General features: G+C 61.2%; 21 protein-coding genes. All 21 read left to right on the top strand.

Going from position 1 to position 18988, the window contains the following annotated elements; translation table 11 throughout:
* The first annotated feature begins 2 nt into the window (after positions 1-2).
* The 21 genes from fliH to KW841_RS09085 all read left to right on the top strand — a co-directional run bounded on the left by fliH (position 3) and on the right by KW841_RS09085 (position 18950).
* Positions 3-800 carry a flagellar assembly protein FliH gene (gene fliH, locus KW841_RS09185; RefSeq protein WP_218475365.1) on the top strand — a complete coding sequence of 266 codons (798 nt, stop codon included), beginning with the start codon at positions 3-5 and terminating at the stop codon, positions 798-800.
* Complete coding sequence (fliI, locus tag KW841_RS09180) at positions 790-2148, top strand: flagellar protein export ATPase FliI (protein ID WP_007975340.1); 1359 nt, start codon at positions 790-792, stop codon at positions 2146-2148. The genes fliH and fliI overlap by 11 nt, the downstream gene beginning before the upstream one ends.
* A 6-nt stretch (positions 2149-2154) precedes the next feature.
* A complete protein-coding gene (gene fliJ, locus KW841_RS09175) occupies positions 2155-2604 on the top strand; it encodes a flagellar export protein FliJ (RefSeq protein WP_102699429.1) in 450 nt (149 codons plus the stop codon).
* 138 nt (positions 2605-2742) lie between these two features.
* On the top strand, positions 2743-3042 hold the full coding sequence (locus KW841_RS09170) for an STAS domain-containing protein (protein WP_218475362.1): 300 nt from the start codon (positions 2743-2745) through the stop codon (positions 3040-3042).
* A 5-nt stretch (positions 3043-3047) separates the two neighbouring features.
* Positions 3048-4754, top strand: coding sequence for a fused response regulator/phosphatase (locus KW841_RS09165; RefSeq protein ID WP_218475359.1), 1707 nt, complete (start codon positions 3048-3050; stop codon positions 4752-4754).
* An 84-nt stretch (positions 4755-4838) separates the two neighbouring features.
* Positions 4839-5138: an Hpt domain-containing protein gene (locus KW841_RS09160; RefSeq protein ID WP_218475478.1), complete on the top strand. Its 300-nt coding sequence runs from the start codon at positions 4839-4841 to the stop codon at positions 5136-5138.
* 100 nt (positions 5139-5238) lie between these two features.
* Positions 5239-6612, top strand: coding sequence for a flagellar hook-length control protein FliK (locus KW841_RS09155; RefSeq protein WP_218475357.1), 1374 nt, complete (start codon positions 5239-5241; stop codon positions 6610-6612).
* A gap of 235 nt (positions 6613-6847) precedes the next feature.
* Entirely contained in the window at positions 6848-7348 is a 501-nt protein-coding gene (fliL, locus tag KW841_RS09150; RefSeq protein ID WP_218475355.1) for a flagellar basal body-associated protein FliL, read from the top strand.
* A gap of 9 nt (positions 7349-7357) precedes the next feature.
* Positions 7358-8326: a flagellar motor switch protein FliM gene (gene fliM / locus KW841_RS09145; protein ID WP_015096242.1), complete on the top strand. Its 969-nt coding sequence runs from the start codon at positions 7358-7360 to the stop codon at positions 8324-8326.
* A 66-nt stretch (positions 8327-8392) separates the two neighbouring features.
* On the top strand, positions 8393-8839 hold the full coding sequence (fliN, locus tag KW841_RS09140) for a flagellar motor switch protein FliN (RefSeq protein ID WP_015096241.1): 447 nt from the start codon (positions 8393-8395) through the stop codon (positions 8837-8839).
* Positions 8840-9295, top strand: coding sequence for a flagellar biosynthetic protein FliO (gene fliO, locus KW841_RS09135; protein WP_218475353.1), 456 nt, complete (start codon positions 8840-8842; stop codon positions 9293-9295).
* A complete protein-coding gene (gene fliP / locus KW841_RS09130) occupies positions 9295-10053 on the top strand; it encodes a flagellar type III secretion system pore protein FliP (protein ID WP_090324267.1) in 759 nt (252 codons plus the stop codon). Before fliO ends, fliP begins: the two co-directional genes overlap by 1 nt.
* The gene (gene fliQ, locus KW841_RS09125; protein ID WP_007975354.1) at positions 10050-10319 is read left to right on the top strand and encodes a flagellar biosynthesis protein FliQ; all 270 of its coding nucleotides are present in this window, start codon (positions 10050-10052) and stop codon (positions 10317-10319) included. The genes fliP and fliQ overlap by 4 nt, the downstream gene beginning before the upstream one ends.
* A gap of 3 nt (positions 10320-10322) precedes the next feature.
* Complete coding sequence (gene fliR / locus KW841_RS09120; protein ID WP_218475350.1) at positions 10323-11108, top strand: flagellar biosynthetic protein FliR; 786 nt, start codon at positions 10323-10325, stop codon at positions 11106-11108.
* Positions 11109-11111: 3 nt separating this feature from the next.
* Positions 11112-12251, top strand: coding sequence for a flagellar biosynthesis protein FlhB (gene flhB, locus KW841_RS09115; RefSeq protein WP_218475347.1), 1140 nt, complete (start codon positions 11112-11114; stop codon positions 12249-12251).
* Between the two features lie 196 nt (positions 12252-12447).
* On the top strand, positions 12448-14577 hold the full coding sequence (gene flhA, locus KW841_RS09110; RefSeq protein WP_218475346.1) for a flagellar biosynthesis protein FlhA: 2130 nt from the start codon (positions 12448-12450) through the stop codon (positions 14575-14577).
* A gap of 11 nt (positions 14578-14588) precedes the next feature.
* Complete coding sequence (flhF, locus tag KW841_RS09105; RefSeq protein WP_218475345.1) at positions 14589-15917, top strand: flagellar biosynthesis protein FlhF; 1329 nt, start codon at positions 14589-14591, stop codon at positions 15915-15917.
* A gap of 116 nt (positions 15918-16033) precedes the next feature.
* Positions 16034-16864 carry a flagellar synthesis regulator FleN gene (gene fleN / locus KW841_RS09100; protein ID WP_007975361.1) on the top strand — a complete coding sequence of 277 codons (831 nt, stop codon included), beginning with the start codon at positions 16034-16036 and terminating at the stop codon, positions 16862-16864.
* A complete protein-coding gene (gene fliA, locus KW841_RS09095; RefSeq protein WP_007975362.1) occupies positions 16861-17601 on the top strand; it encodes an RNA polymerase sigma factor FliA in 741 nt (246 codons plus the stop codon). The genes fleN and fliA overlap by 4 nt, the downstream gene beginning before the upstream one ends.
* A 167-nt stretch (positions 17602-17768) precedes the next feature.
* Positions 17769-18140, top strand: a complete 372-nt coding sequence (locus KW841_RS09090) for a chemotaxis response regulator CheY (protein WP_003183998.1) — start codon at positions 17769-17771, stop codon at positions 18138-18140.
* Positions 18141-18161: 21 nt separating this feature from the next.
* On the top strand, positions 18162-18950 hold the full coding sequence (locus tag KW841_RS09085; protein WP_104449902.1) for a protein phosphatase CheZ: 789 nt from the start codon (positions 18162-18164) through the stop codon (positions 18948-18950).
* Positions 18951-18988 lie beyond the last annotated feature (38 nt).

The following is an 18988-nucleotide window of genomic DNA, read 5'->3' as shown; positions in this document are numbered from 1 at the left end:
CCATGGTCAAGAATGATGATGCACCCACTGACCTGATCCGGGCCAGGGATGTCAGTGGCTTCGATACCTGGGCACTGCCCAGTTTCGACCCGCCTGCACCCGAGCCGGAGCCTGAACCGGAACCCGAGCCGCCGGAAATGGAGGAAGTGCCGCTGGAGGAAGTCCAGCCACTGACCCTCGAAGAACTCGAAAGCATTCGCCAGGAAGCCTACAACGAAGGTTTCGCGGTGGGTGAGAAAGAAGGTTTCCACAGCACCACGCTCAAGGTCCGCCAGGAAGCCGAAGTGGCCCTGACCGCCAAGATCGCGGCGCTGGAGCAATTGATGACCCATCTGTTCGAGCCCATCGCCGAACAGGACACCCAGATCGAAAAGTCCCTGGTCGACCTCGTGCAGCACATCACCCGACAGGTGATCCAGCGCGAACTGGCCATCGACTCGACGCAGATCGAACACGTCATGCGCGAAGCGCTCAAGCTCCTGCCGTTGGGCGTGGGCAATGTGCGGCTGTACATCAACCCGCAGGATTTCGAACAGGTCAAAGCCCTGCGCGAACGCCATGAAGAAACCTGGCGCATCGTCGAAGACGAGTCGTTGTTGCCCGGCGGTTGCCGGGTCGAAACAGAACACAGCCGCATCGACGCCACGGTGGAAACCCGGGTCGCGCGGGTGATGGACAAGCTGTTTGATCAGTTGCACGAGCAGGCCTTGCACCCGGCTGCACCGGACCTGAGCCTGGAACTGCCGATCGAAGGCAAGCCTGCGGTCGCTGCGGCTCCGGATGTCCCCGATGCGCCTTGAACGCACCAGTTTCGCCAAACGCCTGGGCAGCTACGCCGAGGCCACGGGACTGGAGGGCGCACCGATCCTCGAAGGCCGCCTGCTGCGCATGGTCGGCCTGACCCTCGAAGCCGAAGGCCTGCGCGCCGCCATGGGCAGCCGTTGCATGGTCATCAATGACGACAGCTATCACCCGGTGCAGGTGGAAGCCGAGGTCATGGGCTTCTCTGGCAGCAAAGTCTTTCTGATGCCGGTCGGCAGTGTTGCCGGCATCGCACCCGGTGCCCGAGTGGTGCCCCTGGCGGATACCGGTCGCCTGCCCATGGGCATGAGCATGCTCGGACGGGTGCTCGACGGTGCCGGTCGCGCACTGGACGGCAAGGGCGGGATGAAGGCCGAAGACTGGGTACCGATGGACGGCCCGACCATCAACCCGCTCAAGCGCGAGCCGATCAGCGAGCCGCTGGACGTGGGCATCCGTTGCATCAACGGCATGTTGACGGTCGGCCGCGGCCAGCGACTCGGCCTGTTTGCCGGTACCGGTGTCGGTAAATCGGTGTTGCTGGGGATGATGACGCGCTTTACCGAGGCCGACATTATCGTCGTCGGTCTGATCGGTGAGCGGGGTCGTGAAGTCAAGGAATTCATCGAGCACATCCTCGGTGAAGAAGGGCTCAAGCGTTCCGTGGTCGTGGCGTCCCCGGCGGACGATGCGCCGCTGATGCGTCTGCGCGCCGCCATGTACTGCACGCGCATCGCCGAATATTTCCGCGACAAGGGCAAGAATGTCCTGTTGCTCATGGATTCCCTGACCCGTTTTGCCCAGGCCCAGCGGGAAATCGCCCTGGCCATCGGCGAACCACCGGCGACCAAGGGCTATCCGCCATCGGTGTTCGCCAAACTGCCGAAGCTGGTGGAGCGCGCCGGTAACGCGGAGAAGGGCGGTGGTTCGATCACCGCGTTCTACACCGTGCTGTCCGAGGGCGATGACCAGCAGGACCCGATTGCCGACTCGGCACGGGGTGTACTCGACGGACACATCGTGCTCTCCCGGCGCCTGGCCGAGGAAGGGCACTATCCGGCCATCGATATCGAAGCGTCCATCAGCCGGGTCATGCCGGCGGTGGTGTCGCCGGAGCACATGACCCGTGCACAATACTTCAAGCAATTGTGGTCGCGTTATCAGCAGAGTCGTGACCTGATCAGCGTCGGCGCCTATGTCGCCGGCGGTGATCGCGAGACCGACCTGGCGATTTCCCTGCAACCGCAATTGGTCAAATACCTGCGTCAGGGCCTCAACGACAGCATCAGCCTGGGTGAAAGCGAAGCGTATCTCGCCTCGATCTTCGCGCCCGCGGCGGGCGGATAAGCGGTCATGGCCCAGAGTCGGGCAGGCAGGCTGGCGCCGGTGGTGGAAATGGCCGAAAAGGCCGAGAAAACCGCAGTCCAGCGCCTGGGGCACTTTCAAGGGCAGGTTCGCCTGGCGGAAAGCAAGCTCGCCGACCTCGAAGCCTTCCGTCTCGACTATCAGGAACAATGGATCGTACGCGGCAGCGGCGGCGTCTCGGGCCAATGGTTGCTGGGTTATCAGGGCTTCCTGGCGCAACTGGGCACGGCCATCGACCAGCAGCGGCAAAGCCTGGCCTGGCATCAAAACAACCTGAACAAGGCCCGGGAAACCTGGCAGCAGGCATTTGCCCGGGTCGAAGGCCTGCGCAAGCTGGTTCAGCGCTATGCCGATGAGGCGCGGGCGCTCGAAGACCGGCGCGAACAGAAATTGCTGGATGAACTGTCCCAGCGCTTGCCACGGCAGGATCAGTATTGAATCGGATGGACCGCGTTATCGTTCATCGCGGGCAAGCCACGCTCCCACAGGATTCGCGCCGCTTCCAGCCTTGCCCCAACCTCTACCAACTGCTAAACCTTGTACAAGCAGGTTTACAAATGACAAGGAAGCCATGACATGCCAGTTGTTACAGAAGTCTCACCCGATGGGCAAAAGCTGACGATATCGGTCAAGGGTCGTTTCGATTTCGCCAAGCATCAGGAATTTCGTCAGTCCTACGAAGATAAACAGCTATCGGCGGTTGTGGTCGACCTGAAAGACGCCACTTACCTCGACAGCTCGGCCTTGGGCATGCTGCTTTTGCTGCGCGATCACGCCGGTGGCGACGACTCCGATGTGCGCGTGGTCAACAGTAATACCGACGTGCGCAAAATCCTCGCCATTTCCAACTTCGACAAACTGTTCGACATCAGTTGATTGCCATGCAGCCACTGGAGCCGCTGACGATCCTGATTGCCGAGGACAGCGCCGCCGATCGCCTGCTGTTGGCGAGCATCCTGCGCCGCCAGGGCCACCAAGTGCTGACGGCGGCCAACGGCGCCGAAGCGGTCGACGCGTTTCGCGAGCAACAGCCGCACCTGGTGTTGATGGATGCGATGATGCCGGTCATGGACGGCTTCGAGGCGGCCCGGCAGATCAAGGCCCTGGCCGGGGAAACCCTGGTGCCGATCATCTTCCTCACGTCCTTGTCCGAAAGCGAGGCGCTGGCCCGTTGTCTGGAGGTCGGCGGTGACGACTTTCTGGCGAAACCCTATAACCAGGTGATTCTCGCGGCCAAGATCAAGGCGATGGATCGCTTGCGGCGCTTGCAGGACACCGTTCTGCAGCAGCGTGACCAGATCGCCAGGCACCACGACTACCTGCTCAACGAGCAGCGCGTGGCCAAGGCGGTTTTCGACAAGGTGGCGCACGCCGGCTGCCTGAACGCCGCGCCGAATATCCGTTATCTGCAATCGCCCTATGCGCTGTTCAATGGCGACCTGTTGCTGGCCGCGTTCACCCCGGCCGGCGACATGCACGTAATGTTGGGTGACTTCACCGGCCACGGTCTGCCGGCGGCCGTGGGTGCCATGCCACTGGCCGAAGTCTTCTACGGGATGACCGCCAAGGGCTATGGCCTGGCGGAAACCCTGCGCGAAATGAATGCCAAGCTCAAGCGTATCCTGCCGGTGGACATGTTCTGCTGTGCCACGATGCTGTGCCTGAGTTTTCAGCGTCGTTCGGTGGAGGTCTGGAACGGTGGAATGCCCGACGGTTACCTGCATCGCATTGCCAGTGGCGAGCGTACGCCTCTGCCGGCGCGGCACCTGCCTTTGGGGGTGCTGAGCCCGGAATCCTTCGATGAGCGCACCGAAGTGTTTCCCATGGCGCGCGGGGATCGGGTGTTCCTCTTGTCCGATGGGGTGATCGACACCTGCGGCGCCAATGAACAGTTGTTTGGCGTGCAGCGATTGCAGCAGGTGTTCGCCGCCAATCGTCAGCCGGATGCGCTGTTCGAAGAGATCGAGCAGGCGCTGCGCGATTTCGGTGGTGAGGCACGCGACGATGTCAGCATGGTCGAAATCAGCCTGCTGGAGCCGGAACAGATCACGCCGCCGGCGTTGGTCTACTCCGACAGCGGCCAGTCCTGCCCGCTGGACTGGTCGGTGAGTTTCGAGTTCCGCGCCGCCACGCTCAAGCGATTCAATCCCTTGCCCTATCTGTTGCAGTTGCTGCTTGAGGTGCATGGCCTGCGGGCCCAGAGCGGTGCGCTCTACAGTGTGCTGGCGGAGCTCTATTCCAATGCGCTGGAGCACGGCGTGCTGGGGCTGGATTCGAGCCTCAAGCGTAATGCATCGGGTTTTGCGCGATATTATCAAGAGCGCAATGCCCGGCTCGGCGAGCTGAAGGAAGGCTATGTGCGGGTTCATTTGCAGGTGGCGCCGACAGACGACGGCGGTTGCCTGACGATTCAGGTCGAAGACAGCGGCGAAGGGTTCGATGTCGAGCGGGTGATGGAAAGGCCTTTGGACGCCATCCGCCTGTCGGGACGCGGGATCAGTCTGATCCGCCAGTTGGGGCGTAATGCCCGCTGGACCGACAATGGTCGAAGTGCACGCGTGGAGTTTATCTGGGAGGCTCTGGCATAATCCGCGCATTCTTGATCAAGGAGTGAGCAAGTGGACGACGACACACATGTGGATCGCAGCGTACTGAGTGCATTGCGGGAAGTGATGGAAGAGGGTTATCCGGAACTTCTGGATATCTTTCTTGCGGACTCCGAAGAGCGCCTGAAAGTCCTGAGAGCGGCTGACAGTGCCGCATTGCTCGTTGAAACCGCCCATAGCTTCAAGGGCAGCAGCAGTAATATGGGGGCCATAAGGCTGACCGAACTCTGCCATCAGCTTGAGCAGCAGGCGGCCAGTTTGCCATGCGCGGCCGTTCTGGAACTGGTCGGCAAAATCGACCACGAATTCGCCGGTATCCGCCCTCTGTACGAAGCCGAGCGACAGCGTTGCCCAGCGAAAATCTGAGCAAGCGCTGCTTTTGGTCTCTATCGAGGGAAACTGGCTCGACCTTTGCAGTTATCTAACCCAACTGTACTTACGAGCCCTGTGCAGCGGAGACCGTTTCATGCCCGTTACCCCCAATATTCTGCTTCAGGCCTCCAGGCAGGCCAAGACTCAGGCTGCCTCCGCCAATCCCCCGGCAGTGGCTGCAGAGCCCGGGGACAAGGCCGCAAGCTTCGCCCATGTCTACGCCAATCAGGCCCAAAACAAGCCCACTGCGTCGGCAGATGCTCCGGTCAAGCCTGATCGTGAGACAACCTCCGGTGTCGGCGCCAAGAAAGACGCTGGCGACGACAAGTCTGCCGCCGGGGAGCCGGTGGTTGCCGATGGCGGCAAATCCTTGCCTGCCAACCCATCGGTGCAGGTAGACGACAAGGCCGCCGGCGATGATGCGGCAGAGGTCGACCCGGCTCAGGTCGTCGATGCCGCGCCGGTCGATCCGGCGCTTGATCCGGCTGTGCAGCAAGCCATGCAGCCAGTGGTGCCAGCGCCAGTAATACCGGCGCCAGCAGCGCCTGCCGTAGCCGATGCGGTGCAGCCAGCGGTTGAAGCGCCGGTTGCTGCGGCGATCACGGCTACAAGCGTACCGGCGCCGACCAGCGCTGACGGCGACTTCGATCCCGAGGCCGATCCACTCGACGCCCTGCCGGCGTTACGCCTGGCGATGGAGCAGAGCGGTCACGTGTCGGCTTCCAGTCAGGCGCAGCCAAAGTCCGCACCGACACAGGCGCAAGTCCAGGCTGACGGTGAGCTGACGTCGGCGCAAAACTTTGCCGCCGGCATGTCGACCATGCTGGATGTCCAGGCCGACAAGGACAGTGCAGGCAAGGGTGACGACAAGGCTTTCAGCGGCTTGATCGACGGCGGTCTGAAAGATCTCAAGTCTGCCGGCAGCGACACCCGTGTCGATGATTTCGCCAACCGTCTGGCAGCGCTGACACAGGCGGCCACACCGAAGACAGCCAATGCCTTGCCGGTGAACCAGCCGATCGCCATGCACCAGAACGGCTGGACCGAAGAGGTGGTGAACCGGGTCATGTACCTGTCCAGTGCCAACCTCAAGGCCGCGGACATCCAGTTGCAGCCCGCTGAACTGGGGCGTCTGGACATTCGGGTGAACATGGTTCCCGATCAGCAGACCCAGGTCACGTTCATGAGTGCGCATCCGGGCGTCCGTGAGGCGCTGGACAGCCAGGTCCATCGCTTGCGCGACATGTTTGCGCAGCAGGGCATGGGGCAGGTCGATGTCAACGTTTCGGACCAGTCCCGTGGTTCGCAACAAGGGCAGGAGCAAGCCCGGCAAAGTCAGGCCGGAGGGACCAGCGCCAGCGGTGGTCGTATCGATTCCATGGATGACGACCTGACCGCGGGCGTCGCTGAAGTGGCTGCCACTACCACCAGCGTGATCGGCTCCAGCGCGGTCGATTACTACGCCTGATCCCGGCAGACATATAACCCTGTGGGAGCGGGCTTGCCCGCGAAGGCGTCGGCACAGTCAGCATCAATGTTGAATGTTCCGTCCTCTTCGCGGGCAAGCCCGCTCCCACAGGGGGTTGCAGTGTTCTTCAAATCGCGCCCCTCCCCACCCATGCCTCTCCCGACACTTCTGGCATAACACTTGCTCTTGCCTTGCCGTGCGACTGTGAAACCCCGAATAGTGACGGATTATTGGCATGGCGAAGAGCGACGCAGCAGTAAAAGACCCCGCATCCAAAGGCAAACTCAAGCTGATCATCCTGATCGTGGTGGCCCTGCTGCTGGCGATCGGTGTGTCCGTGGGCGCGACCTGGTACTTCATGCACAGCGCTCAGAGCAAGCCTGCCGCCGTAGCGGACACAGCCCCCGCCGGCAAACAGCCGGCGATTTTCGAGCCGATGGCGCCGGCATTCGTGGCCAACTTCAACCAGAACGGCCGCCAGCGCTACATGCAGGTGAGCATCACCATGCTCGCGCGCAACCCGGCGGATCTGGAGGCGCTCAAGGTCCACATGCCGGTCATCCGCAATAACCTGGTGATGCTGTTCTCCGGGCAGGACTTTGCGACCCTCGCGTCGCCGGTCGGCCAGGAAATGCTGCGACAGAAGGCTACCGCCAGCGTCCAGGAAGTGGCGCAGAAAGAGCTCGGCAAAGTGGTGGTCGAACAGTTGCTTTTCACTAATTTCGTACTGCAGTAGGAACACGACATGGCCGTGCAGGACCTGCTGTCCCAGGATGAGATCGATGCGCTGCTGCATGGCGTCGACGATGGTCTGGTACAGACTGAAAACGCTGCCGAACCCGGCAGCGTCAAAAGCTACGACCTGACCAGCCAGGATCGCATCGTCCGTGGACGCATGCCGACCCTGGAAATGATCAACGAGCGTTTCGCCCGCTATACCCGCATCAGCATGTTCAACATGCTGCGTCGTTCGGCAGACGTGGCGGTCGGCGGCGTGCAGGTGATGAAGTTCGGCGAATACGTGCACTCGCTGTACGTGCCGACCAGTCTCAACCTGGTCAAGATCAAACCCCTGCGCGGCACCGCGCTGTTCATTCTCGATGCCAAGCTGGTGTTCAAGCTGGTGGACAACTTCTTCGGTGGCGACGGCCGGCACGCCAAGATCGAAGGGCGTGAATTCACCCCGACCGAACTGCGTGTGGTGCGCATGGTGCTGGAGCAGGCGTTCGTCGACCTGAAGGAAGCCTGGCAGGCGATCATGGAAGTCAACTTCGAGTACATCAACTCCGAAGTGAACCCGGCCATGGCCAACATCGTCGGCCCGAGCGAAGCCATTGTGGTGTCGACCTTCCACATCGAACTCGATGGCGGCGGCGGCGACCTTCACGTGACCATGCCGTATTCGATGATCGAGCCGGTGCGCGAGATGCTCGACGCCGGCTTCCAGTCGGACCTCGACGACCAGGACGAGCGCTGGGTCAACGCCCTGCGCCAGGACGTGCTGGACGTCGACGTGCCGATCGGTGCGACGGTGGCCCGTCGTCAACTGCGCCTGCGCGACATCCTGCACATGCAGCCGGGGGATGTGATCCCGGTCGACATGCCGGAAGAAATGATCATGCGCGCCAACGGCGTGCCGGCCTTCAAGGTCAAGATGGGTTCGCACAAGGGCAACCTGGCGTTGCAAGTGATCGAGCCGATCGAGCGCCGTTGACCGGCGCTCCTACCCATTCGCGATTAACCGAATTCTGAACTTTTGCTCGCCGAGGACACTGACAATATGAACACGCAAGACGACCAGGCCCTGGCCGATGAGTGGGCCGCGGCCCTGGAAGAAACCGGTGATGCCGGTCAGGCCGACATCGACGCATTGCTTGCCGCCGATTCCGGCAATTCCGCGTCCAACCGCCTGCCAATGGAAGAGTTCGGCAGCGTGCCGAAAAACAACGATCCGGTGAGCCTCGAAGGCCCGAACCTGGACGTGATCCTCGATATTCCGGTGTCGATTTCCATGGAAGTGGGCAGCACCGACATCAACATCCGCAACCTGCTGCAACTGAACCAGGGCTCGGTGATCGAGCTGGATCGTCTGGCCGGCGAGCCGCTGGACGTGCTGGTCAACGGCACGCTCATCGCCCACGGCGAAGTGGTGGTGGTCAACGAGAAGTTCGGCATCCGCCTGACGGACGTGATCAGCCCAAGCGAACGCATCAAGAAGCTGCGCTGAGTGAAAAAGGTTCTGGGGGCTTTGCTGGGGGCGGCGCTGGCCGTGTCGTTCAGCGTGCTGGCGGCCGAACCGGTTGCAACGGCGACCACGGCTGCCGCGCCGGCGGTGAGCAGCGGGGTGGGTGGCCAGCTGACGCAACTGGTGTTCGGCCTGCTGCTGGTGCTCGGGCTGATCTTTCTCCTCGCCTGGTTGCTGCGTCGGGTCCAGCAGGCCGGTCCGGCCGGCAAGGGGCAGGTGATCGAGATTGTCGGCTCCCGCGCGCTGGGGCCTCGCGACCGCCTGATGCTGGTGCAGGTCGGCAACGAGCAGATTCTGCTTGGCCTGAGCCCTGGCAGCATCACTGCGCTGCACGTCCTCAAGGAGCCGGTGCAGGTGCCGAGCACCGAGAAGCCGACGCCGGAGTTTGCGCAGCGCCTGCTGGAAATGCTGGGTAAAGATCAGAAGGATAAGAAGTAATGGGTGCGCTACGCATCGTCTTGACGCTGGCCCTGATGCTGGCCGCGCCGCTGGCATTCGCCGCCGATCCGCTGTCGATCCCGGCCATCACCCTGGGCACCAATGCGCAGGGTGCGCAGGAATACTCGGTCAGCCTGCAAATCCTGCTGATCATGACCGCGCTGAGTTTTATCCCGGCGTTTGTCATGCTGATGACCAGCTTCACTCGGATCATCATTGTCTTCTCGATCCTGCGCCAGGCCCTGGGCCTGCAGCAGACGCCGTCGAACCAGATCCTCACCGGCATGGCGCTGTTCCTGACCCTGTTCATCATGGCGCCGGTGTTCGACCGGGTGAACCAGGACGCCTTGCAGCCGTATCTGGCAGAAAAACTGACGGCCCAGGATGCGGTCGCCAAGGCGCAGGTGCCGATCAAGGATTTCATGCTCGCCCAGACCCGTACAAGCGACCTGGAGCTGTTCATGCGCCTGTCCAAGCGCACTGACATCGCGACACCGGATCAGGCGCCGCTGACCATCCTGGTGCCGGCCTTCGTAACTTCCGAGCTGAAAACGGCGTTCCAGATCGGCTTCATGATTTTCATTCCGTTCCTGATCATCGACCTGGTCGTGGCCAGTGTGCTCATGGCCATGGGGATGATGATGCTCTCGCCGCTGATCATTTCCCTGCCGTTCAAGATCATGTTGTTCGTGCTGGTGGATGGCTGGGCATTGATCATCGGCACCTTGGCCAGCAGCTTCGGCGGTGTCTCGCCATGACGCCGGAAGTTGCGGTCGACATCTTTCGTGAAGCGCTGTGGCTGACCACGTTGATGGTGGCCGTGCTGGTGATTCCAAGTCTGCTGGTGGGGCTGTTGGTGGCCATGTTCCAGGCGGCCACCCAGATCAACGAACAGACTCTCAGTTTCCTGCCGCGTCTGTTGGTGATGCTGGTGACGCTGATCGTCGCCGGCCCGTGGCTGGTGCAGACCTTCATGGAATACATCCAGCAGTTGTACGGCAGTATTCCGCAGGTCATCGGCTAAGCCATGTCATCGCTGCTGCAGTTGACGGATACCCAGATCAGCACTTGGGTCGCGACGTTCATGTTGCCGCTGTTTCGCATCGGCAGCTTGCTGATGGTCATGCCGGTTTTCGGCACCGCCCTGGTACCCAAGCGCATCCGACTGTATTTCGCCCTTGCCATCACCGTGGTCATCGCGCCGGGGTTGCCACCGATGCCACCAGTGAACGCGCTGGATTTGAGCGGGCTGCTGCTGATTGCCGAGCAGATCCTGGTCGGCGCGATACTGGGCTTCTCGCTGCAGTTGTTTTTCCAGGCTTTCGTGGTGGCGGGGCAGATTGTCGCGATCCAGATGGGCATGGGCTTTGCCTCGATGGTTGACCCTACCAACGGTGTGTCGGTGGCGGTGATCGGGCAGTTCTTCACCATGCTGGTGACGCTGATGTTCCTGGCCATGAACGGCCATCTGGTGGTGTTCGAGGTGCTCACCGAAAGCTTCACTACGCTGCCCGTCGGCAGCGGCTTGATGGTCAATCATTTCTGGGAGCTGGCCGGAAAACTCGGCTGGGTGCTCGGCGCGGCGCTGTTGCTGGTGCTGCCGGCGATCACCGCGCTGCTGGTGGTCAACATCGCGTTTGGCGTGATGACCCGCGCCGCGCCGCAGTTGAACATCTTCTCCATCGGCTTCCCGCTGACCCTGGTGCTCGGGCTGTTTATCATCTGGGTCGGGCTGGCGGACATCGTTAATCAGTATCAACCGCTGGCCACGGAGGCCCTGCAGTTTTTACGCGAACTGGCAAAGGCGCGCTGAGTCATGGCTGAGAGCGAAAGCGGTCAGGACAAAACAGAAGACCCCACGGAGAAAAAGAAAAAGGACGCCCGTGAAAAGGGTGAGATCGCCCGCTCAAAGGAGCTCAACACCCTGGCGATCATGCTCGCCGGTGCCGGTGCGCTGCTGGTCTTCGGTGGGGCGCTTGCCCAGGAGATGATGGACCTGATGCGCCTGAACTTTTCCCTGTCGCGTGACGTGGTGCTGGATCAGCGTGCGATGGGCACCTATCTGCTGCACTCGGGACAGATTGCCTTGCTGGCGATTCAGCCGGTGATGATCACCTTGCTCCTGGCGGCGTTGATCGGGCCGATCTCCCTTGGAGGCTGGCTGTTCTCCGCCGGCACCATGGCGCCGAAGTTCAGTCGCATGAACCCGGGTGCCGGCCTCAAGCGTATGTTCTCGGGCAAGGCTGTGGCCGAACTGCTCAAGGCGCTGGCGAAGTTCTTCATCGTCCTGTTCGTGGCCCTTGTGGTGTTGTCGGCGGATATCGACGATCTGTTGCGTATCGCTCATGAGCCACTCGACCGGGCAATCACCCACAGCCTGCAAGTGGTTGGCTGGAGCACACTGTGGATGGCCTGCGGGCTGGTCATTATCGCCGCCGTGGATGTGCCGATACAGCTGTGGGAAAGCATCAAGAAACTGAAGATGACCAAGCAGGAAGTGCGCGACGAGCACAAGGATCAGGAAGGGCGGCCGGAGGTCAAGCAGCGGATTCGACAGCTGCAGCGTGAGATGTCCCAGCGGCGGATGATGGCCGCGATCCCCGAGGCCGACGTGGTCATCACCAACCCGACACACTACGCCGTGGCGCTCAAATACGATCCGGACAAGGGCAATGCGCCGGTGTTGCTGGCCAAGGGCAGTGATTTCCTGGCCCTGAAGATCCGCGAGATCGCCGCGGCCAACGAGATCCTGTTGCTGGAGTCGCCGGCGCTGGCGCGCTCGATTTATTACTCCACCGAGCTGGAGCAGGAAATCCCTGGCGGGCTCTATCTGGCGGTTGCGCAGGTACTGGCCTACGTCTATCAGATTCGACAGTACCGGGCGGGCAAGGGCAAGCGGCCTGATCCGCTCAAGGATGACCTGCCGATTCCGCCGGATTTGCGCCGCGATTCCTGAGTCTGGCGCTCCCACAGGTTCGGCGATAACTTGTGGGAGCGTGGCTTGCCCGCGATGACGTCAGCCCAGGCAGCACATATCCCACTGAAAAATCGCTCCATTTCTCCCTTTGCAAAAGTTGGAAAGCTTCTTGCAGTAGCCGCCCTGCGCCTGCTTCAGGCGTCAAAAGTTTGCTTTAAAGGAACGGGGAAAACCGGTGGATCGCTCTCAGTTAATCAACAGTGCCCGCAGCAACATTGCCGACCTCAGTCGAGGCAATCTGGGCGTGCCACTGTTGCTGCTGGTCATGCTGGCGATGATGATGTTGCCGGTGCCGCCGTTCCTGCTCGACGTGTTCTTCACCTTCAACATTGCCCTGTCCATCGTCGTGCTGCTGGTGTGCGTCTACGCCTTGCGCCCGCTGGATTTTGCGGTGTTCCCGACCATTCTGCTGGTGGCGACGCTGTTGCGCCTGGCATTGAACGTGGCCTCCACGCGGGTGGTGATGCTTCACGGCCAGGACGGTCACGCGGCCGCCGGCAAGGTGATCCAGGCGTTCGGCGAGGTGGTGATCGGCGGTAACTACGTGGTGGGTATCGTGGTCTTCGCGATCCTGATGATCATCAACTTCGTCGTGGTGACCAAGGGTGCGGGGCGGATTTCCGAGGTGAGCGCGCGTTTCACCCTCGATGCGATGCCCGGCAAGCAAATGGCGATCGACGCCGACCTCAACGCCGGCCTGATCGATCAGGCCCAGGCCAAGGCCCGCCGCTCGGAAGTCGCCCAGGAAGCCGAGTTCTACGGTTCCATGGACGGTGCCAGCAAATTCGTCCGGGGTGACGCCATCGCCGGCCTGTTGATCCTGTTCATCAACCTGATCGGCGGCATGGCGGTCGGTATCTTCCAGCACAATATGACGTTTGGCGATGCCGGCAAGGTTTACGCGCTGCTGACCATCGGTGACGGTTTGGTGGCGCAATTGCCATCACTGTTGTTATCGACAGCGGCCGCGATCATGGTGACCCGTGCTTCCGGTTCGGAAGACATGGGCAAGCAAATCAATCGCCAGATGTTCGCCTCGCCTAAAGCCTTGGCCGTTTCGGCCGGCCTGATGGCGGTCATGGGCCTGGTGCCCGGCATGCCGCACTTTTCGTTCCTGACCATGGCGGCCCTGGCAGCCGGTGGCGCTTACCTGTTCTGGAAAAAGCAGAACGTCGCCAAGGTTAAGGCCCTGCAAGAGGTGAAGCGCCAGCAGGAACTGCTGCCGTCGCCGGCCCGCGCCCAGGAAACCAAGGAGCTTGGCTGGGATGACGTGACGCCCATCGACATGATCGGCCTGGAAGTAGGCTATCGCCTGATTCCGCTGGTGGACCGCAACCAGGGTGGTCAGTTGCTGGCGCGGATCAAGGGGGTGCGCAAGAAGCTGTCCCAGGATCTGGGCTTCCTGATGCCGACCGTGCATATCCGCGACAACCTCGACCTGGCGCCGAGTGCCTATCGCCTGACCCTGATGGGGGTGATCCTGGCGGAGGCGGAGATTTACCCGGATCGCGAGCTGGCGATCAACCCGGGGCAGGTCTACGGCACGCTCAACGGCATTACCGCCAAAGATCCGGCTTTCGGCCTGGAGGCGGTCTGGATCGAAATCAGCCAGCGTGCCCAGGCGCAGTCCCTCGGTTACACGGTGGTCGATGCCAGTACAGTGGTGGCCACCCACTTGAACCAGATACTCTACAAGCATTCCAGTGAACTGATCGGTCACGAAGAAGTGCAGCAACTCATGCAATCGCTGGCCAAAAGCTCCCCGAAACTGGCGGAAGAGCTGGTGCCGGGTGTGGTTTCGCTGTCGCAGTTGCTCAAGGTGTTGCAAGCGCTGTTGGCCGAGCAAGTGCCTGTTCGCGATATCCGCAGCATTGCCGAGGCCATCGCCAACAATGCCGCCAAGAGTCAAGATACCGCCGCGCTGGTGGCTGCCGTGCGGGTTGGCGTATCCCGTGCAATCGTCCAAAGCATTGTAGGTACTGAGTCGGAGCTGCCAGTTATCACGCTGGAGCCAAGGTTGGAACAGATATTGCTCAATAGTCTGCAAAAGGCAGGACAAGGCTCGGAAGAGGGCGTTCTGCTGGAGCCAAGCATGGCTGAGAAACTGCAACGCTCGCTGATTGACGCGGCGCAGCGCCAGGAGATGCAAGGTCAGCCGGTGATTCTGCTGGTGGCCGGTCCGGTTCGCGCGATGCTCTCGCGATTCGGTCGGCTCGCAGTCCCGGGTTTGCACGTGTTGGCTTACCAGGAAATCCCTGACAACAAGCAAGTGACCATCGTTGCGACAGTAGGGCCCAACGGCTGAGGTAGTGGTTTATGCAAGTTAAGCGTTTTTTCGCCGCCGATATGCGTCAGGCCATGAAGCTGGTTCGCGATGAGCTGGGCGCTGATGCAGCCATTATCGGCAACCGCCGGATTGCCGGGGGCGTCGAGCTGACGGCAGCGCTGGATTACAAACTGTCGGCGCTGGCACCGCGTGTTCCGAACATGGAGCTCGAGGACGAGCTGCGCAAGACTCAGTCGCGGATTGTCACCGCCCAGGCCGAATTGAGCCTGCGCAGCGATGGCGAGAGCGACAATGCGACCAACCGCCAGTTGTTCGCCGGCTTGCCGTTGACCGCCGCCGAGCCGCTGATCGAGCCGACGTACGACGAACCCCGTCGCCCCGCACCGGCTGCTGTACCTGCGGCCGGTGGCGTGGACCCGCGCGCGTTCGACTCGATGCGCTTCGAGCTCAACAGCCTGCGCGAACTCATGGAAGTACAACTCGGGTCCCTGGCCTGGAATCAGCTGCAAGGCAGCCGTCCGGACCAGGCCAACCTCTGGCGTCGCCTGCAACGCATTGGCCTGTCCGGCCCGCTGTCGCGCGACCTGCTGGCACTGATCACCGAAATCCAGGAGCCTCGTCAGGCCTGGCGCATGTTGCTGGCGCACCTGGCGCGCATGATCGTTACCCCGGACATCGAGCCGCTGGAAGAGGGCGGCGTCATCGCCATGGTCGGTCCTGCCGGCATGGGCAAGACCACCACCCTGGCCAAGCTGGCTGCCCGTTACGTGCTCAAGTACGGCGCGCAGAACATTGCGCTGGTGAGCATGGACAGCTTCCGCATCGGTGCCCAGGAACAACTCAAGACCCTGGGACGCATTCTCAATGTGCCGGTGACCCACGTCGATCCGGGCCAGTCCCTGGTGCAGGCGCTGGATCCATTGCTGCGCAAGCGCGTGGTGCTGATCGATACCGCCGGCCTGCAGGCCAGCGACCCGGCCCTGCGCATGCAGCTCGAAAGCCTGGCCGGTCGTGGCATCCGCTCAAAAAATTATCTGGTCCTGGCAACCACCAGCCAGAAACAGGTTCTAACCGCCGCTTATCACAGTTACAAGCGTTGCGGGCTCGCCGGCTGCATCCTGACTAAACTGGATGAAACGGCAAGCCTGGGCGAGGTGTTGAGCCTGGCCATCAGTCATGAGCTGCCAGTGGCGTACCTGACCGATGGCCCGCGGATTCCGGATGATCTCCATCTGCCGCGCCGTCATCAGTTGGTCAGTCGCGCCGTCAGCGTGCAAATGCAGGAAGAACCCAGCGAAGAAGCCATGGCTGACATGTTCGCTGACATCTACCACAGTCCGACCAAGCAGGTTGGCTGAGGTAATAATGAATCGTTTTTGTACCTACATCGATGGTCTGCCATGCATTGTTCCGTTTGTGAACGCGCAGCCAGTAATGTGGCCTCCGTCTATGCAAGACAAGGTAAAGAAATAACATGGGCAGCATGCATCCCGTACAGGTGATCGCGGTGACCGGCGGCAAAGGTGGCGTCGGGAAAACTAACGTGTCAGTGAACTTGTCCCTGGCTTTGGCTGAGCTTGGCCGGCGCGTCATGCTGCTGGACGCCGACCTGGGACTGGCGAACGTCGACGTTCTGCTGGGGCTGACACCCAAACGTACCCTGGCCGACGTGATCGAAGGCCGCTGCGAACTGCGCGATGTATTGCTGCAGGGACCCGGCGGCATCCGTATCGTTCCGGCCGCATCCGGCACTCAGAGCATGGTGCATCTGAGCCCTGCGCAACACGCCGGCCTGATCCAGGCCTTCAGTGATATCGGCGACAACCTCGACGTATTGGTGATCGACACCGCTGCGGGCATTGGTGAGTCGGTCGTCAGCTTCGTTCGTGCAGCCCAGGAAGTGCTGCTGGTGGTGTGCGATGAGCCGACCTCGATTACCGATGCCTACGCCTTGATCAAGTTGCTCAATCGCGACTACGGCATGAACCGCTTCCGCGTCCTGGCCAACATGGCCCAGAGCCCGCAGGAAGGGCGCAACCTGTTCGCCAAGTTGACCAAGGTCACGGATCGCTTCCTCGACGTCGCCCTACAATACGTCGGCGCGGTGCCCTACGACGAAAGCGTGCGCAAGGCTGTGCAGAAGCAGCGCGCCGTCTACGAGGCCTTCCCGCGTTCCAAGTGCTCGCTGGCGTTCAAGGCCATCGCGCAGAAGGTCGATACCTGGCCGCTGCCTGCCAACCCGCGCGGGCACCTGGAGTTTTTCGTCGAGCGTCTCGTGCAGCAGACAGCAGGACCTGTGCTATGACAGCCAGCGGTTACAACCTCTACAAAAAATCGGCTCGTGATGCGCAGTACGAGCTGATCGAGCGTTACGCGCCGCTGGTTAAACGCATTGCTTACCACTTGCTGGCGCGTTTGCCGGCCAGTGTCCAGGTCGAAGACCTGATCCAGGCCGGGATGATCGGCCTGCTTGAGGTATCGACCAAATATGACGCCAGCAAAGGCGCCAGTTTCGAGACGTACGCGGGCATTCGAATCCGCGGCGCCATGCTCGATGAAGTGCGCAAGGGGGACTGGGCGCCACGTTCGGTTCACCGCAATACGCGCATGGTCAGCGATGCCATTCGCTCGATTGAAGCGAAAACCGGCCGTGACGCTAAAGATCACGAAGTTGCGGCCGAACTCCAATTGAGTCTCGACGATTACTACGGAATTTTGAACGACACCCTGGGCAGCCGGTTATTCAGTTTCGACGATCTGTTGCAGGACGGCGAACACGAAGGGCTGCACGAGGATGGCGCGAGTGCTCATACCGAGCCGTCACGCGATCTGGAAGATGAACGCTTCCAGGCTGCGCTGGCGGATGCGATTGCCAATTTGCCGGAGCGTGAGCGACTGGTGTTGGCGCTGTACTACGACGAAGAGTTGAACCTCAAGGAAATCGGTGAGGTCCTGGGGGTCAGCGAATCTCGGGTCAGCCAGTTACACAGCCAGTGCGCGGCCCGCTTGCGGGGGCGTTTGGGGGAGTGGCGAGCGCGCTGAAGGCAGTGTGGGGACACTGCGAAAGAGGCTGGTGTGGTGTTGAACTGCGCCGGTCCCGATCTGTTGTGCTCCAGACAGTCATTGAGTGCTTTGCCGGATTGATTGAAATGGCGCGTCCAGGTGCTGGGCGCGTTTAAGACTGCTTGGAGGTCGAATTGGACAAGAACATGAAAATCCTCATCGTTGATGACTTCTCAACGATGCGGCGGATCATCAAGAACCTGCTGCGTGACCTTGGGTTCACCAACACCGTCGAGGCCGACGATGGCACTACCGCCATTCCGGTGCTCAACAGCGGAAGCATCGACTTTCTGGTAACGGACTGGAACATGCCGGGCATGACCGGTATCGATCTGCTGCGCCACGTGCGTGCCGATGAAAAGCTCAAGCACCTGCCGGTGCTGATGGTGACCGCTGAAGCCAAGCGTGAGCAGATCATCGAAGCGGCCCAGGCCGGCGTTAACGGCTATGTGGTCAAACCCTTCACGGCCCAGGCGTTGAAAGAAAAAATCGAGAAGATTTTCGAACGCATCGGTTGATGACTGCGCCACGGGGGAGCTATGGGCAATAACGAAACTTCATTGGGCGATTTTGAGTCGACCCTGAAAAAACACGCCGTCGAATTGGTCGAGAGCCTTGAAAAAGGCAAGTTCGGCGACGCGGTGCAATTGATCCATGAGCTCAACCAGACCCGTGACCGCGGCCTGTATCAGGAAGTGGGAAAGCTCACTCGCGAACTGCATAGCGCGATCGTCAATTTCCAGATTGACCCGCACATGCCGCAAGCCGAAGAAGTGTCGCAGATCACCGACGCCACTGAACGTCTGGGCTATGTGGTCAAGCTGACCGAGGCCGCGGCCAACCGCACCATGGACCTGGTGGAGAATGCCACGCCGCTGGTCAACAGCCTGGCGGATGAAGCCCAGGCCTTGAGCACGGACTGGGGACGCTTCATGCGTCGTGAAGTCGGCGCAGAAGAGTTTCGTGAACTGGCCCGGCGGGTCGACGGTTTCCTGGTGCGCAGCGGCACGGACAATCGCGCAGTGTCGGGCAACCTCAACGACATCCTGCTCGCCCAGGATTACCAGGACCTCACGGGGCAAGTGATCAAGCGTGTGACCCAGTTGGTCACCGAAGTTGAAAGCAACCTGCTCAAGCTCGTGCTGATGGCCAGTCAGGTGGACCGCTTTGCGGGCATCGAACATGACCGTGAAGCGATGCTTGCTGAAAAAGATCCACAAAAACATCTCTCTCAGGGTGAAGGTCCGCAGATTCATGCCGATAAAAGAGAAGACGTTGTGTCCGGTCAGGACGATGTGGACGATTTGCTATCCAGCCTGGGATTTTAGAGTTTTAGGTTTTTTGGGTTTTTAGACCTTTAGGAGCA

Source organism: Pseudomonas sp. PDM28, from assembly GCF_019219115.1.
Lineage (GTDB): Bacteria > Pseudomonadota > Gammaproteobacteria > Pseudomonadales > Pseudomonadaceae > Aquipseudomonas > Aquipseudomonas laurylsulfatiphila.
This window is presented reverse-complemented; position numbering and strand designations above follow the sequence as displayed.

Excerpts from the sequence above, each read along its gene's own strand:
- KW841_RS09170 (WP_218475362.1), top strand. The coding sequence starts at position 2,743 with ATGCCAGTTGTTACAGAAGTCTCACCCGATGGGCAAAAGCTGACGATA.
- KW841_RS09160 (WP_218475478.1), top strand. The coding sequence starts at position 4,839 with ATGGAAGAGGGTTATCCGGAACTTCTGGATATCTTTCTTGCGGACTCC.
- flhF (WP_218475345.1), top strand. The coding sequence starts at position 14,589 with ATGCAAGTTAAGCGTTTTTTCGCCGCCGATATGCGTCAGGCCATGAAG.
- fliP (WP_090324267.1), top strand. The coding sequence starts at position 9,295 with ATGGGTGCGCTACGCATCGTCTTGACGCTGGCCCTGATGCTGGCCGCG.
- fliR (WP_218475350.1), top strand. The coding sequence starts at position 10,323 with ATGTCATCGCTGCTGCAGTTGACGGATACCCAGATCAGCACTTGGGTC.
- KW841_RS09165 (WP_218475359.1), top strand. The coding sequence starts at position 3,048 with ATGCAGCCACTGGAGCCGCTGACGATCCTGATTGCCGAGGACAGCGCC.
- KW841_RS09155 (WP_218475357.1), top strand. The coding sequence starts at position 5,239 with ATGCCCGTTACCCCCAATATTCTGCTTCAGGCCTCCAGGCAGGCCAAG.
- KW841_RS09085 (WP_104449902.1), top strand. The coding sequence starts at position 18,162 with ATGGGCAATAACGAAACTTCATTGGGCGATTTTGAGTCGACCCTGAAA.
- fliA (WP_007975362.1), top strand. The coding sequence starts at position 16,861 with ATGACAGCCAGCGGTTACAACCTCTACAAAAAATCGGCTCGTGATGCG.
- fliL (WP_218475355.1), top strand. The coding sequence starts at position 6,848 with ATGGCGAAGAGCGACGCAGCAGTAAAAGACCCCGCATCCAAAGGCAAA.
- fliN (WP_015096241.1), top strand. The coding sequence starts at position 8,393 with ATGAACACGCAAGACGACCAGGCCCTGGCCGATGAGTGGGCCGCGGCC.
- fleN (WP_007975361.1), top strand. The coding sequence starts at position 16,034 with ATGGGCAGCATGCATCCCGTACAGGTGATCGCGGTGACCGGCGGCAAA.
- fliI (WP_007975340.1), top strand. The coding sequence starts at position 790 with ATGCGCCTTGAACGCACCAGTTTCGCCAAACGCCTGGGCAGCTACGCC.
- fliQ (WP_007975354.1), top strand. The coding sequence starts at position 10,050 with ATGACGCCGGAAGTTGCGGTCGACATCTTTCGTGAAGCGCTGTGGCTG.
- fliM (WP_015096242.1), top strand. The coding sequence starts at position 7,358 with ATGGCCGTGCAGGACCTGCTGTCCCAGGATGAGATCGATGCGCTGCTG.
- KW841_RS09090 (WP_003183998.1), top strand. The coding sequence starts at position 17,769 with ATGAAAATCCTCATCGTTGATGACTTCTCAACGATGCGGCGGATCATC.
- fliH (WP_218475365.1), top strand. The coding sequence starts at position 3 with ATGGTCAAGAATGATGATGCACCCACTGACCTGATCCGGGCCAGGGAT.
- flhB (WP_218475347.1), top strand. The coding sequence starts at position 11,112 with ATGGCTGAGAGCGAAAGCGGTCAGGACAAAACAGAAGACCCCACGGAG.
- fliJ (WP_102699429.1), top strand. The coding sequence starts at position 2,155 with ATGGCCCAGAGTCGGGCAGGCAGGCTGGCGCCGGTGGTGGAAATGGCC.